The 12,652-nt window shown below is 53.2% G+C and carries 14 protein-coding genes; 5 read left to right on the forward strand and 9 right to left on the reverse strand.

Annotated features, from left to right (window positions below):
- Positions 1-141: 141 nt before the first annotated feature.
- Positions 142-786 (forward strand): riboflavin synthase subunit alpha, encoded by a 645-nt coding sequence (locus ACWWFX_RS12140; protein WP_473223900.1) that lies wholly within the window; start codon positions 142-144, stop codon positions 784-786.
- A gap of 33 nt (positions 787-819) precedes the next feature.
- Here the strand turns inward: ACWWFX_RS12140 and cfa are convergent, their stop codons facing one another.
- Both cfa and punC read right to left on the reverse strand, forming a co-directional pair.
- Complete coding sequence (cfa, locus tag ACWWFX_RS12145) at positions 820-1,968, reverse strand: cyclopropane fatty acyl phospholipid synthase (protein WP_276220051.1); 1,149 nt, start codon at positions 1,966-1,968, stop codon at positions 820-822.
- Between the two features lie 297 nt (positions 1,969-2,265).
- Complete coding sequence (gene punC, locus ACWWFX_RS12150; RefSeq protein ID WP_473223901.1) at positions 2,266-3,450, reverse strand: purine nucleoside transporter PunC; 1,185 nt, start codon at positions 3,448-3,450, stop codon at positions 2,266-2,268.
- 108 nt (positions 3,451-3,558) lie between these two features.
- Between punC and punR the strand changes: the two genes are divergently transcribed.
- Positions 3,559-4,491, forward strand: a complete 933-nt coding sequence (punR, locus tag ACWWFX_RS12155) for a DNA-binding transcriptional activator PunR (protein ID WP_473223902.1) — start codon at positions 3,559-3,561, stop codon at positions 4,489-4,491.
- Here punR and purR read toward each other — a convergent pair.
- Positions 4,488-5,513, reverse strand: a complete 1,026-nt coding sequence (gene purR, locus ACWWFX_RS12160; RefSeq protein ID WP_276220054.1) for an HTH-type transcriptional repressor PurR — start codon at positions 5,511-5,513, stop codon at positions 4,488-4,490. The two genes, punR and purR, sit on opposite strands and share 4 nt — an antisense overlap.
- Positions 5,514-5,807: 294 nt before the next feature.
- On the opposite strand from purR, the gene cydH reads away from it, so the two are divergent.
- The gene (gene cydH, locus ACWWFX_RS12165; protein ID WP_015964251.1) at positions 5,808-5,897 is read left to right on the forward strand and encodes a cytochrome bd-I oxidase subunit CydH; all 90 of its coding nucleotides are present in this window, start codon (positions 5,808-5,810) and stop codon (positions 5,895-5,897) included.
- Between the two features lie 161 nt (positions 5,898-6,058).
- Positions 6,059-7,225, forward strand: coding sequence for an MFS transporter (locus ACWWFX_RS12170; RefSeq protein ID WP_276220055.1), 1,167 nt, complete (start codon positions 6,059-6,061; stop codon positions 7,223-7,225).
- 38 nt (positions 7,226-7,263) lie between these two features.
- Here the strand turns inward: ACWWFX_RS12170 and sodB are convergent, their stop codons facing one another.
- Both sodB and ACWWFX_RS12180 read right to left on the reverse strand, forming a co-directional pair.
- The gene (gene sodB, locus ACWWFX_RS12175) at positions 7,264-7,845 is read right to left on the reverse strand and encodes a superoxide dismutase [Fe] (protein WP_015964253.1); all 582 of its coding nucleotides are present in this window, start codon (positions 7,843-7,845) and stop codon (positions 7,264-7,266) included.
- A gap of 122 nt (positions 7,846-7,967) precedes the next feature.
- Complete coding sequence (locus tag ACWWFX_RS12180) at positions 7,968-8,825, reverse strand: C40 family peptidase (protein ID WP_276220056.1); 858 nt, start codon at positions 8,823-8,825, stop codon at positions 7,968-7,970.
- Between the two features lie 339 nt (positions 8,826-9,164).
- On the opposite strand from ACWWFX_RS12180, the gene ACWWFX_RS12185 reads away from it, so the two are divergent.
- Positions 9,165-9,512: a Grx4 family monothiol glutaredoxin gene (locus ACWWFX_RS12185; protein ID WP_015964255.1), complete on the forward strand. Its 348-nt coding sequence runs from the start codon at positions 9,165-9,167 to the stop codon at positions 9,510-9,512.
- A gap of 74 nt (positions 9,513-9,586) precedes the next feature.
- Here ACWWFX_RS12185 and rnt read toward each other — a convergent pair whose 3' ends face one another.
- The 4 genes from rnt to ACWWFX_RS12205 form a co-directional block, all read right to left on the reverse strand.
- Positions 9,587-10,231 (reverse strand): ribonuclease T, encoded by a 645-nt coding sequence (rnt, locus tag ACWWFX_RS12190; protein WP_473223903.1) that lies wholly within the window; start codon positions 10,229-10,231, stop codon positions 9,587-9,589.
- Positions 10,232-10,335: 104 nt separating this feature from the next.
- On the reverse strand, positions 10,336-10,743 hold the full coding sequence (gene gloA, locus ACWWFX_RS12195) for a lactoylglutathione lyase (RefSeq protein WP_015964257.1): 408 nt from the start codon (positions 10,741-10,743) through the stop codon (positions 10,336-10,338).
- 84 nt (positions 10,744-10,827) lie between these two features.
- Positions 10,828-11,925, reverse strand: a complete 1,098-nt coding sequence (nemA, locus tag ACWWFX_RS12200) for an alkene reductase (protein ID WP_276220058.1) — start codon at positions 11,923-11,925, stop codon at positions 10,828-10,830.
- Between the two features lie 52 nt (positions 11,926-11,977).
- Positions 11,978-12,577: a TetR/AcrR family transcriptional regulator gene (locus tag ACWWFX_RS12205; RefSeq protein ID WP_276220059.1), complete on the reverse strand. Its 600-nt coding sequence runs from the start codon at positions 12,575-12,577 to the stop codon at positions 11,978-11,980.
- Between the last annotated feature and the right edge of the window lie 75 nt (positions 12,578-12,652).

Consider the following 12,652-nt stretch of genomic DNA (forward strand, 5'->3'; position numbering starts at 1 on the left):
GATTTGCCATTAAGCCAGTCTAAAAATCGACGTCTTTACGCCGAGGCTGGCAACCTGTTTGGGCAACTGTTATTGTTCGTATCAGAAAATACGGTGTGGCCGTAAGCCCCGCCGGAGTAATTATCGACAGGAGTTAAGTGCATGTTTACTGGTATTGTGCAGGGCACGGCAAAAATCGTGTCCATCGATGAAAAACCGAATTTCCGCACGCACGTTGTAGAGCTGCCGGACTACATGCTGGATGGCCTGGAAACGGGCGCATCGGTAGCGCACAACGGCTGCTGTCTGACCGTGACCGAAATTAACGGTAATCAGATTAGCTTTGATCTGATGAAAGAGACACTGCGCATCACCAATCTGGGTGATGTGAACGTCGGCGATGTGGTTAACGTTGAACGTGCGGCTAAATTCAGCGACGAAATTGGCGGGCATTTGATGTCAGGCCATATTATGACCACCGCGGAAGTGGCGAAAATTGTCGCCTCCGAAAACAACAAACAGATCTGGTTTAAAATCCAGGAACCGTCACTGATGAAGTACATCCTGTACAAGGGTTTTATCGGTATTGATGGAATCAGCCTGACGGTCGGTGAAGTGACGCCAACGCGCTTCTGCGTGCATCTGATTCCGGAAACTCTGCAACGCACCACCCTTGGCGCGAAGCGTCTGGGCGATAAAATCAATATCGAGATTGACCCGCAGACGCAGGCCGTTGTTGATACGGTGGAACGCGTACTGGCAGCGAAAGAAGCCGCAGCCATCGCAGCCGCGCAGCCTGAAGCCTAAAAAAATCCCCCGGTGGATGCCGGGGGAGATCAACTAGCGTGCGACGCGTAAACCGTGCTCCACGCCCCGCGAGAAAACCACCTGCCAGAGATGAATGTCACGCGCACGAAACGCCCCCGCGCAGGCATTCAGATAATACGAAAACATTCTTTTGAAACGTTCCGAATAGTTGTCAGCAATTTCCGGCCAGCTTTCCAGAAAACGGTCATGCCAGGCCATCAGCGTGGTGTCGTAATCCGCACCAAAGTTGTGCCAGTCTTCCATCACAAAATGCGGCTCACTGGCGTTAGCGATATGGCGCACGGAGGGGAGGCAGCCGTTCGGGAAGATGTATTTGTTAATCCACGGATCGACGTTCAGGTCCGTACGTTTTGAACCGATGGTGTGCAACAGGAATAAACCGTCTGGTTTCAGGTTTCTGTCCACCACAGAGAAATAGGTGGCGTAGTTTTTTGGCCCGACGTGTTCAAACATGCCGACGGAAACGATGCGGTCAAACTTATCGTGCAGATCACGGTAGTCCTGAAGCAGAATGGTGACGTCCAGTCCTTCACAGCGCTGTTGCGCCATTTTTTGTTGCTCAGCGGAAATGGTTACGCCGACCACGCTCACGCCATAGTGCTCGGCCATGAACTGAGCCAGCCCGCCCCAGCCGCAGCCAATATCCAGCACGCGCATACCGGGCTCAAGTTTCAGTTTCTGGCAGATCAGATTGAGCTTCGCCTGCTGGGCCTCTTCCAGAGTCTGGGCATCTTTCCAGTAGCCACAGGAGTACTGCATAAAGGGATCCAGCATGCGGCTGAAGAGATCGTTGCCAAGATCGTAATGCTCTTTACCCACCATCCAGGCGCGTTTTTTACTTTGCAGATTAAACAGACGGGCCGCCGCGATACGCAGCGTATCTTTCAGGTGGCGGGGCAGTTGATTTTCCAGTCCAGCACGCAGGACTTTCTGGAAGAAAATATCCAGACGCTCGCATTCCCACCAACCGTCCATATAGCTTTCGCCTAGCCCCAGAGAACCTTCCTGCAATACACGTTTAAAAAACTGGGGATTTTTGACCTGCAAGTCTGCGGGGGCGTTACCGTTAATTTCAATGCCTGCCCGGCTTAACAGTTCGTTGGTGATGCGGTACCAGTCATCATTCGGTACGCTAACTTCTTCTATACATGATGAGCTCATAGCTTCTCCATCCCGACCCGGTGATCAGAACCTTAAAACAGCGTAGACGCTTTTTAGAGTTTGTGAGAAATCTCACGGAACTTCCGTGAGCCTGCTATCCGACGTAGCACAGAGGAAGGGAGATTACCCTTGCCGAAAAGACCATCCCTGGGGAACCGGGAGGCGTCCTGCTCCCGTTAACAAGTAATAACTATCGTAATTATGTGACACCGATTCAGTATAGGACGCAAAATCTACTGATTCAATCAAAAATCTTAGCAAACTAACTACGAGTTAATAACATTGATATTCATGACGTTAGGCACGAGAAGTTTCTTCAGCTGAATTTTCCTCTGCGCCAGCCTGCAACTTATAGCCAATCCCGGCGAGAACGACGGTGGCGACCATTACGCTGGTGGTGGCCAGCAGCGGGGCGGCAATCAATGAAGAAACCACCAGGCTTGCGAGGAAGCAAAGACCTAATTGCAGTGTATTCTGTAATGCTGCCGCGCGGCCTGTTGCCTGCGGGAATGGACGCAGCGCGCGCGCCACGACGATCGGGTAAATCGCGCCGTTAGCCATTGCCATCACGCAGAATGGAATCAGCAGCGCGGTGAGCGACACATGTGCGGTGAGGCCGACGCCCCAGGTGGCAAGTACGCTTACCGCAAACACCATTAGCAACCACGGTAGCAGTTTCCCGCCATCCCATTTTTGCAACGCGGCTCGGCAGCCATAACCGCCGACCAGGAACGCGATAGTCTGTGGGACGTAGCTCAGGCCAATCACCGTTGGGCTGTAGCCCATGGCATTGAGGATAAATGGCGAACCGGTCAGCCAGGCAAAGAAGCTGGCGGAGCAGGCGGCGTAGATAAGTACGTTGCCGCGATAGTCCTGACTGCGCAGGAGTTTCATAAAGGTTAGTTTGTTTTCACTGACCGCGTTCTTTTTATGTGCGGGTTTCAGGCGCAGGGCCGGAATCATCAACATAACGGTGATGATAAACAGGGTGGCAAAGATGGCCTGCCATTCAAAATGATGCAGGATCCAGCTTCCCAGTAACGGTGCCAGCGCCGGAGAAAGCCCGACCAGCGGCATGATGGTGGCGAAAATACGGTTAGTTCGCTGTGCTGGATAATAATCCGTCACCATAGCCTGCCAGGTCACTGCCGCAGCACAGACGCCTACGGCTTGTACAAAACGCAGAATCAGCAGGGTGGTGGCATCACGAACCCACAGCATACCCAGACAGCCAAAGGCGAAGATGGTCAGGCCAATCAGCAGAACAGGCTTGCGGCCATAACGATCTGAAAGCGGCCCCCAAAGCAGCTGCGCGAGAGCAAACCCGGCAAGAAACAGACTCAGGCTGGCGCTGACAGCCGCTGCCGGTGTTTGGAGATCGTTTTGAATCACGGCGAAGGCCGGAAGATACATATCGGTGGCCAAAAAGCCCAACACGCTCAGGCCGGCGAGCCAGACTAAAAATCCTTTCCCAGGTTGCATAAAAACGCCTTTTCTTGTTTTGGAAGAGGCTGAGAGTGTAGAGAGTGAAATCTCCCTTGTGAAACGCTAATATTTGCGTGTTGGTTTCAAAAAATTTGTGAGCAGAAAATGTGGTCTGAATATTCACTTGAAGTTGTGGATGCCGTTGCGCGGAATGGCAGCTTTAGTGGCGCGGCAAATGAGCTGCACCGTGTACCTTCTGCAATCAGTTATACGGTACGTCAACTGGAGGAGTGGCTGGCGGTTCCGCTGTTTGAACGTCGCCACCGGGATGTAGAATTAACCCCCGCCGGGGCATGGTTTTTGAAAGAGGGGCGCTCTGTTATCAAAAAAATGCAGATCACCCGTCAGCAGTGTCAGCAAATTGCTAATGGCTGGAGAGGGCAGTTGGCTATCGCGGTGGACAATATCGTAAAACCAGAGCGCACCCGACAGATGATTGTCGATTTTTATCGCCACTTCAGCGACGTTGAGCTGCTGGTGTATCAGGAAGTATTTAATGGCGTATGGGATGCACTGGCGGATGGGCGCGTTGAGTTAGCGATTGGCGCGACGCGCGCGATTCCCGTGGGGGGGCGCTATGCGTTTCGCGATATGGGCATGCTGAGCTGGCAGTGCGTGGTAGCTCGTTCGCATCCGCTGGCGCAGATGGCGGGGCCGCTCAGTGATGACGTGTTGCGCAACTGGCCGTCGCTGGTGCGCGAAGATACGTCACGTTCGTTACCTAAACGTACTACCTGGTTACTGGACAACCAGAAGCGGGTCGTTGTGCCTGACTGGGAATCGTCAGAAACCTGCTTATCCGCAGGATTATGCGTTGGCATGGTGCCAGAGCATTTTGCGCGACCGAAGATAGATAAAGGCGAATGGGTTGCTCTGGAACTGGAAAACCCGTTTCCCGATGCGGCCTGTTGCCTTACGTGGCAACAAAATGACAGTTCACCGGCGCTAAGCTGGTTACTCGAATATTTAGGGGACAGTGAAACGCTGAACAACGAATGGTTGCGAACGCCCGCAGCGAGCGTTCGCAAAGAGGCTTAACGACGATAGTCGCGGAACGGGCCGTCGGCCACGGAACGGCGTTCAATCAGGCGTGGGTGCACTTCAATGGACTGCGACTCTTCGCGTTTACTGACAATTCGGTCCATCAGCATATTGAAGGCGGTTTCCCCGAGGGAATCCTTCGGCTGGTGGATGGTGGTCAGAGCCGGGGTAAAGAAACGCGAGTTGCGCACGTTGTCGTAACCAATCAGCGAGATATCCTGCGGCACGCGCAGCCCCATTTCGTCTGCGGCGCACAACGCGCCCATCGCCATGACATCGCCACCACAGAAGATAGCGGTAGGGCGCGGATTCTGGGACAGTATTTGCTGCATCGCGCGATAGCCGGATTCCGGTTCGAAATCGCCCTGCACAATCCAGTTTTCCGGCACCTTGATCATCATCTCTTCCATGGCTTTCATAAAGCCAGCCAGACGACCTGCGCCGGTATTGCGCTCCAGCGGGCCTGGGATCACGCCAATTTCGCGATGCCCACGTTCCACCAGATAACGACCAGCCATATAGCCGCCTTCGAAGGCGTTATCGATAACTGAGTCGGTAAAGTCAGCTTTCGCTTCGCCCCAGTCCATAACCACCATCGGAATATGACGGTACTCTTCCAGCATCTGCAGCAGCGAATCCGGATATTCGGAACACATCACCAGCAGGCCGTCCACGCGCTTCTGCGCCATCATGGAAAGATACGCGCGCTGTTTCTCAAGATTGTTCCACGCATTACCGAGGATCAGGGTATAGCCTTTCTGGAAGCAGTTCTTCTCAACGGCTTCAATAATTTCTGCAAAGTAGGCAGCTTCGCTGCTGGTCGCCAACAAACCAATGGATTTGGTGTGATTGACCTTCAGGCTGCGGGCCACGGCGCTGGGAGAGTAGTGCAATTCTTTGATTGCCGCCCACACCGCTTCACGCGTCTCTTCGGCGACAAAACGTGTCTTGTTAATCACATGTGATACAGTTGTAGTGGAAACGTTTGCGCGCTTCGCTACATCTTTAATAGTTGCCATTCCATCTCACTCCAGACCCGGGCCTGCCCCTGATCGATTCAATACGAAAACGTTTGCCTTCACTCACCCTGGCGCAATGTTATGAATTGCGGTTCGCCGGGAAAACGACACAGGACGACAGGAGGGGGTCAATGGCCGATACACTTTTTAATAAGCGTCGAATTTTGTCTTATCTTTGACAAAAGTGGAAGCGCAAAATAGGTTATTGCGTGAAATCCGGGAAGATTTTTGCGAATAAGTGTGCAAAAATGACATAGCTCACTTTTGGTGTGGGGATAATAAGGAGAAAAATTGATGAGTACCGAACTGAAGATGTCAATTACCACCACGGTTATTACGCTGGCGCTGATCGTGGCTGCCGCGCTGACCGCCGTCCTGCATTAACCCATCCTAAAGGGAGAGGCTGCTCTCCCTCTCTGAGATTGTTATCAATTCAGCAAAAATATTTTGCTAATTTGTTCACTTCTGTTTTTTTGTGATTGATGTCATGCTTTTGCTATCTGTTGTCACGCCGCCCTGCGTTTGCGGCAAACCGGAGTCAAAGCATGAAAGTGAATTATCCCTTACTGGCGTTAGCCGTAGGCGCATTCGGGATAGGTACCACCGAATTTTCGCCGATGGGGCTATTACCCGTTATTGCCAAAGGGGTTGATGTCTCGATTCCTGCCGCAGGTATGTTGATCAGCGCCTACGCCGTAGGTGTCATGGTTGGCGCGCCGCTGATGACGCTGCTGCTCTCACATCGCGCACGCCGCAATGCCTTAATTTTCCTGATGGCGATTTTTACCCTGGGTAACGTCCTTTCTGCTATCGCCCCGGATTACACCACGCTGATGCTGTCACGCATTATAACCAGCCTCAACCACGGCGCGTTCTTTGGTCTGGGGTCGGTGGTTGCCGCAAGCGTGGTGCCAAAACATAAACAAGCCAGCGCGGTAGCGACCATGTTTATGGGGTTGACCATCGCCAATATCGGTGGCGTTCCGGCGGCCACGTGGCTTGGGGAGACCATCGGCTGGCGCATGTCGTTCCTGGCGACGGCAGGGCTGGGCGTAATTGCAATAATCGGCCTGTGGTTGTCGCTGCCGAAGGGCGGGGCGGGTGAGAAACCAGACGTGAAACGTGAACTGTCGGTGCTGGTACGCCCACAGGTATTGTCTGCGTTGCTCACGACCGTACTGGGCGCTGGGGCGATGTTCACGCTCTATACCTATATTTCTCCGGTTCTGCACACCATCACGAATGCGACGCCTGCCTTTATCACATTAATGCTGGTACTGATTGGCGTGGGCTTCTCAATCGGTAACTATCTTGGCGGTAAATTTGCTGACCGTTCAGTGAGCGGTACGCTGAAAGGTTTTCTGCTGCTGTTGATGCTGATTATGCTGGCGATCCCGTTCCTTGCGCGTACGGAAATCGGCGCGGCGTTCAGTATGGTGGTGTGGGGCGCGGCGACCTTTGCGGTGGTGCCACCGTTGCAGATGCGCGTAATGCGTGTTGCGCACGAAGCGCCGGGGCTCTCTTCTTCGGTCAATATTGGCGCGTTTAATCTCGGCAATGCGCTGGGTGCCGTAGCCGGTGGCGCGGTGATCTCCGGTGGACTGGGTTACAGCTTTGTGCCGGTAATGGGGGCGATTGTGGCAGGGTTTGCGCTGCTGCTGGTCTTCTTCAGCAGCCGTTCACAGGGTGAAGAGGCCGTGGTCAGCCAGTAACAAAAACGCAGAAGGGGATACCCTTCTGCGTCATTTCTTTATGCCGCCAGATTCTCAGCAACAAACTTCCAGTTTACCAGCGCCCAGAAGTGCTCCAGATAGCTCACGCGTGCATTGCGGTAATCAATATAGTAAGCGTGCTCCCACACATCTACCGTCAGCAGCGGTTTAGCATCCGTGGTCAACGGCGTACCCGCGTTAGAGGTAGAGACAATCGCCAGGCTGCCGTCGGCTTTTTTCACAAGCCAGGTCCAGCCAGAACCGAAGTTCTTCGCGGCTGCATCGCTGAACTGCGCTTTAAACTCAGCAAAGCTACCGAAAGCACGGTTGATGGCTTCTGCCACTTCACCGGTCGGTTCGCCACCGGCGTTCGGTGCCAGGCAGTGCCAGTAGAAGGTGTGGTTCCAGACCTGCGCTGCGTTGTTAAACACGCCGCCTTCAGAGGTGCGAATGATCTCTTCCAGCGATTTGCCTTCAAACGCCGTCCCTTTCACCATATTGTTCAGGTTGGTGACGTAAGTCTGGTGGTGTTTCCCATAATGATATTCGAGCGTCTCGGCAGAAATGTGCGGTGCCAGAGCGTCTTTGGCATACGGTAATGCAGGTAATTCGAACGACATTGCTACTCTCCTTTTTATAGTTAATATCCCCAGTAACCCTGTACTGAGTGTGGATAGAGTAGCAAATTAAAAGGTGTGATAAAAGAGAAGGTTACCCTGCCAGCAACGTGGCAGGGCAGGGGTTAGCGGATGGTTTTCGGCGTCATCACGCGGCGTGCGCCAACGTAGTGGCGATCCCAGTAGTCTTCACTGAGCGAGGTAATTTGAATATCGCGCCCGGTACGCGGAGACTGAATAAACTTCCCGCCGCCGATATAGACGCCAACGTGATCGGCGGTGCCACGGCCACGCGTGCGGAAGAACACTAAATCGCCGCTCTCCAGCTCACCACGGTCAATCGCACGGGCATCGCGCAGGTGGTACATTTCATTAGCGGTACGTGGGATCCGGAATTTCACCAGATCTTTATACGCGTAATACACCAGACCGCTGCAATCAAAACCGGTGCGCGGAGAGGTGCCGCCCCAGCGATAAGGTTTGCCAATCTGGTCCATCAATTTATTCATCGCGGTTTTTTGTGCTTTCTGCACGCGCGCCTTATGCGCTTCGGCGATAGTTAACGGTTTGCTCTCCACCGTGCTGGTGGTACAGGATTTCTTATGGCCTTTCCGGACCACGCATTTGGTGGTGACGTTTGCCGCTGCGGTTTTCATCGCGCTGCTTTTGCTGCGGCGCGTAGTGGCCGTCTTCGTGGTACTGGCAGTGCGCGCGGTGCGGGATGATTTGCTGGCGGTAGAGGCAATTTTTTTACTTGCCGTCGCCTTAGTGGTGGTTTTTTTACTGGTTGAGGCGGTGGACTTCTTCTTGCTGCTGCTTTTGCTGACGGTATTTTTCTTCTTCCGTTCGCTTCCTTTGGCGGAAAGCGATTTTTGCGCCGCCGTGGCTTTCGTGTGACCGGAAGCGTGCGAGAGCGGCGAGAATGCTAATGATGAAAACAGCAAAGCACAGAGCGTGATCGACATTTTTTTTATTCGCGCCACTGAGCAATCCTCTGAGTATGGAGGCATAAAATTCATGCCTGGGTATGATTTACAAAACTCATCAATTCTAATCCATATAAACCAATAAAGTTAATAGCGATTTTGTATCTAAAATAGTGTTTCGTTAGCAAGTGCAAAAAAAAACAGCAATCGAAATACAATCAGCCAAAAAATGCACAGTTTTTTTGGCTGCGGGCTGCTAAAGTGACATTTCGAAGGCATCTTCTGCGCTCAGACGGTAAAATAGTAAAGAGTGAATAAAATGTTATTTTCCGTCTGAGGTCTGAAACGCTACAATGTCAGACTACATGTGGTATTCGAAGTTAAGGAAGTAAGACAATGAGCACAACTGTTGAAACAATCCAACGTCAGATCGCCGAGAACCCCATCCTGCTGTACATGAAGGGTTCCCCGAAACTGCCAAGCTGCGGTTTTTCCGCACAAGCTGTCCAGGCGCTCTCTGCCTGTGGCGAACGTTTTGCTTACGTAGATATTCTGCAAAACCCGGAAATCCGCGCTGAGCTGCCGAAATACGCGAACTGGCCGACCTTCCCGCAGCTGTGGGTTGATGGCGAGCTGGTTGGCGGCTGCGACATCATCATCGAGATGTACCAGCGCGGTGAATTGCAGCAGTTGATCAAAGAAACTGCGGCAAAATATAAAGAAGAAGAGCCGAAAGCGGAGTAATTCGCAGGCGGTTACGGCGTTAACCGCCTCCCGGCAAAAAAAGCGACCTGAAACGGTCGCTTTTTTTATGTGATTTATTCAGCGGCTATTGGCAGCGGCCAGCCGCCCAGACGTTTCCAGCGGTTGACGATTTCGCAGAACAGCTGCGCGGTTTGTTCCGTATCGTACAGCGCGGAGTGCGCCTGCTCACCGTCAAAGGCCATACCTGCCGCAATACAGGCTTTCGACAGAACGGTTTGACCCAGCGCCAGCCCGCTCAGCGCAGCGGTATCGAAAGTCACGAAAGGGTGGAACGGATTGCGTTTCAGATTCGCGCGCTCGGCGGCGGCCATCATGAAGCTGTGATCGAAGGTGGCGTTATGCGCGACCATAATGGCGCGGTTGCAGCCCGCGTCTTTCAGGCCTTTGCGCACCATTTTGAAAATAGCATGCAGCGCGTCATGTTCGCTCACGGCGCCACGTTCAGGGTCAGTCGGATCAATACCGTTGAACGCCAGCGCTTCCGGTTGCAGATTCGCACCCTCAAACGGCTCGACATGGAAATGTGCAGTGGTGTCCGGCATCAACCAGCCATCTTCATCCATTTTCAACGTGATCGCTGCAATTTCGAGCAGAGCATCAGTTTTGGCGTTGAATCCGGCGGTTTCCACATCAATCACCACGGGATAAAAACCACGAAAACGGTCGCACAGACCATTCAGTTGCGCATTGTCGGACATTAGAATCTCTTAACCTGAAAAAAGTAGCGCGCATTATGGCAAATTTTGCCAGGGGATGCAGTAAAAGCGGATAAAAGAACGGGCGCCGTAGCGCCCGTGGGGAATCAGTTGCCGAGGCCTTTGCCGGCATCTTTTTCTTCAATCAGTTCGATTTTATAACCGTCCGGATCTTCAACGAAGGCGATAACCGTGGTGCCGCCTTTTACCGGGCCGGCTTCACGCGTAACGTTGCCGCCGTTGTTACGAATACGCTCACAGGCTTCTGCGGCGTTGTCAACGCTCAGGGCGATGTGACCATAAGCGTTACCGAGATCGTATTTATCAACGCCCCAGTTATAGGTCAACTCAATTACCGCTTCGTCTTTTTCGTCACCGTAGCCGACGAAGGCGAGGGAGTATTTGTATTCGGTGTTTTCACTGGTACGCAGCAGTTTCATACCCAGTACTTTGGTGTAAAACTCGATGGAACGTTGCAGGTCGCCAACACGAAGCATGGTGTGCAATAAGCGCATAATTTCCTCTCACTGGATAATCGTTATTTAAAACAAAACATTATTTTAGTATAGCGGCGGATCCCTGCCGCTATCAATGCACGATTACAGTGTAGGGTAATCGGTATAACCCTCGGCGTCGCCGCCGTAGAAGCTTTCCGGACGCTGCGGGTTGAGTTCCGCTTTGCGCTGCAGGCGAGCCACCAGGTCCGGGTTGGCGATATACGCGCGGCCAAAGGCAACAGCGTCAATCAACCCTTTTTGGATCAGATCTTCGGCTTTTTCCGGCGTGTAGGCCCCGGCACCGATAATCACACCCTGGAAGCGGGCGCGCACTTTCTCACGGAACGTTTCGCTGTACGGTTCGCCACCGGCCCAGTCTGGTTCAGACATGTGCAGGTAAGCAATGCCGCGTTTGCCAAGTTCTTCAATCAGATACAGCGCATCGGCTTCTTCGTTCGGGCCATTATCCACGTTCTGGAAGGAACCAATTGGCGATACGCGGATCCCAATGCGGTCGGCACCCCATTCTTCGATAGCGGCGTCAACCACTTCCAGCACCAGACGCGCACGGTTTTCGACGCTGCCGCCGTATTGATCGGTACGGTGGTTAGAAGAAGGCGAAAGGAACTGATGCAGCAGATATCCGTGCGCAGAGTGCAGTTCAACCAGGTCGAAACCGGCTTCACGGGCATTGGCGACCGCCTGACGGAAATCATTCACAATTCCCGGGATCTCTTCGGTTTCCAGCGCCCGCGGCATAGAGGTATCAACGCGAATAGCATGACCGTTTTCGTCACGCAGGGAAGTCCGCGTTCCTGCGCTCAGGGCAGACGGCGCAACCGGTGCCTGGCCGCCAGGTTGCAGGCTGGAGTGGGAAATACGCCCGGTGTGCCAGAATTGTACGGCAATGCGGCCGCCTTCAGCGTGAACACCTGCGGTGATTTTTTGCCATGCGGCAATTTGCTCTTTGCTGTAGAGACCCGGCGCGCCGGCATAGCCCTTCGCCTGGGCGGAGATTTGCGTCGCTTCAGAAATAATCAGCCCTGAACTGGCGCGTTGACGGTAATACTCAGCCATCAGCGGCGTTGGGATATCGCCGGGCTCAATGCTGCGTAAGCGGGTGAGCGGGGCCATAAAGACACGGTTAGGGGCAGTAACAGCACCCACTTTCAGTGGGGTAAACAGTTTTTCTTGCGACATGGTGACTCCTGAGTAGACCGGTCGTCTAGTGATTCGATAAAATAAAACGCCCTTATTGTGCGGGCGTTGCAATCATAATTTTGGCGTGAGCCAGCGCGCTTTCCAGCGGCGTTGAGCTCTTTGAAATCTTGGCCTGGAGGTTCGCGCCGAGCCAAAGTGAATAGAGCACTTCTGCCTGGGTATGCGCCTCGCCGTCGAAGCGTAAACAACCGTGACGACGACCTTGTTCCAGCGCCTGTGCCAGCAGGTTGATGATTTGGCTGGCGCCCTTATTCATTTCTGCGCGCATGTCTTCCGACAGGTCGCACACTTCCGCAGAGAGCTTCACGGTTAAACAACCGCTAATTTTTCCCTGCTGGCAAAACTGGTTAACGGCCTGCTGATAGTAAGCCAGCAGGCGATCGCGATAAGTTCCTTCACCTGCGGCAAAGTGTTGCGCAAGGCGCTGGTGATAATCGGCAAAATAGCGTTCGAGCATCGCGACGCCAAAGGCTTCTTTCGAACGGAAATAGTGGTAGAACGATCCTTTCGGAACTTCCGCCGTTTTCAACAGTTCGCTTAAGCCCATTCCAACAAAACCGCGTTGCATGCAAAGCTGCTCGCCGGTGGCCAGAATGTGTTCGCGGGTATCGTGTTCACTGTGTTTGCTCATGGGGAAATAATTTAATAGACCAATCGGTCTAGTGCAAGTTTTTTTCGCCTGGCACGTTGACATTAAAGTTGCAGA

Source organism: Pseudocitrobacter sp. 2023LY-00077 (assembly GCF_055796175.1).

Excerpts from the sequence above, each read along its gene's own strand:
- ACWWFX_RS12140 (WP_473223900.1), top strand. The coding sequence starts at position 142 with ATGTTTACTGGTATTGTGCAGGGCACGGCAAAAATCGTGTCCATCGAT.
- cfa (WP_276220051.1), bottom strand. The coding sequence starts at position 1,968 with ATGAGCTCATCATGTATAGAAGAAGTTAGCGTACCGAATGATGACTGG.
- punC (WP_473223901.1), bottom strand. The coding sequence starts at position 3,450 with ATGCAACCTGGGAAAGGATTTTTAGTCTGGCTCGCCGGCCTGAGCGTG.
- punR (WP_473223902.1), top strand. The coding sequence starts at position 3,559 with ATGTGGTCTGAATATTCACTTGAAGTTGTGGATGCCGTTGCGCGGAAT.
- purR (WP_276220054.1), bottom strand. The coding sequence starts at position 5,513 with ATGGCAACTATTAAAGATGTAGCGAAGCGCGCAAACGTTTCCACTACA.
- cydH (WP_015964251.1), top strand. The coding sequence starts at position 5,808 with ATGAGTACCGAACTGAAGATGTCAATTACCACCACGGTTATTACGCTG.
- ACWWFX_RS12170 (WP_276220055.1), top strand. The coding sequence starts at position 6,059 with ATGAAAGTGAATTATCCCTTACTGGCGTTAGCCGTAGGCGCATTCGGG.
- sodB (WP_015964253.1), bottom strand. The coding sequence starts at position 7,845 with ATGTCGTTCGAATTACCTGCATTACCGTATGCCAAAGACGCTCTGGCA.
- ACWWFX_RS12185 (WP_015964255.1), top strand. The coding sequence starts at position 9,165 with ATGAGCACAACTGTTGAAACAATCCAACGTCAGATCGCCGAGAACCCC.
- rnt (WP_473223903.1), bottom strand. The coding sequence starts at position 10,231 with ATGTCCGACAATGCGCAACTGAATGGTCTGTGCGACCGTTTTCGTGGT.
- gloA (WP_015964257.1), bottom strand. The coding sequence starts at position 10,743 with ATGCGCTTATTGCACACCATGCTTCGTGTTGGCGACCTGCAACGTTCC.
- nemA (WP_276220058.1), bottom strand. The coding sequence starts at position 11,925 with ATGTCGCAAGAAAAACTGTTTACCCCACTGAAAGTGGGTGCTGTTACT.
- ACWWFX_RS12205 (WP_276220059.1), bottom strand. The coding sequence starts at position 12,577 with ATGAGCAAACACAGTGAACACGATACCCGCGAACACATTCTGGCCACC.